The sequence below is a fragment of the Mitsuaria sp. TWR114 genome (assembly GCF_007997345.1).
The window spans coordinates 1-584 of sequence record NZ_VOSR01000271.1; the positions used below are offsets into that span (position 1 = coordinate 1).

Consider the following 584-nt stretch of genomic DNA (forward strand, 5'->3'; position numbering starts at 1 on the left):
CCACGATCCACTTCGTGCCCTCGATGCTGCAGGCCTTCTTGGCGCACGACGGCGTGGAGGCCTGCACTTCGCTGCGCCGCGTCGTGTGCAGCGGCGAGGCGTTGCCGGCCGAGGCACAAGCCGCCGTGTTCCGACGCCTTCCGAAGGCGGAGCTCTACAACCTGTACGGTCCGACCGAAGCGGCCATAGACGTCACGCACTGGACCTGCCGGGACGACGGTCGCAGCCAAGTGCCGATCGGCGCGCCGATCACTGGCATCTCGACTTGGGTGCTCGATGGCGACCTCAACGCGGTGCCTCCCGGCGTGCCGGGCGAGCTGTACCTGGGAGGCATTGGCCTTGCGCGCGGTTATCACGACCGCGCCGGGCTCACGTCCGAGCGCTTCATCGCCAATCCGATGGCTGTCGACGGCAGCCGGCTCTATCGCACCGGAGACCTCGTGCGATGGAACGCCGAAGGGCAGCTCGACTACCTCGGCCGCATCGATCACCAGGTCAAGATCCGCGGCTTCCGGATCGAGCTGGGCGAGATCGAAGCGCAGCTGCTCGCGCAGCCCGGCGTGCGCGAGGCCGTGGTCGTGGCG

1 protein-coding gene is annotated in these 584 nt (G+C 68.7%); it reads left to right on the forward strand.

Annotated features, from left to right (window positions below):
* On the forward strand, nt 1-584 hold a 584-nt coding region (locus FUT87_RS11735; RefSeq protein WP_147241127.1), incomplete at both ends, for an AMP-binding protein.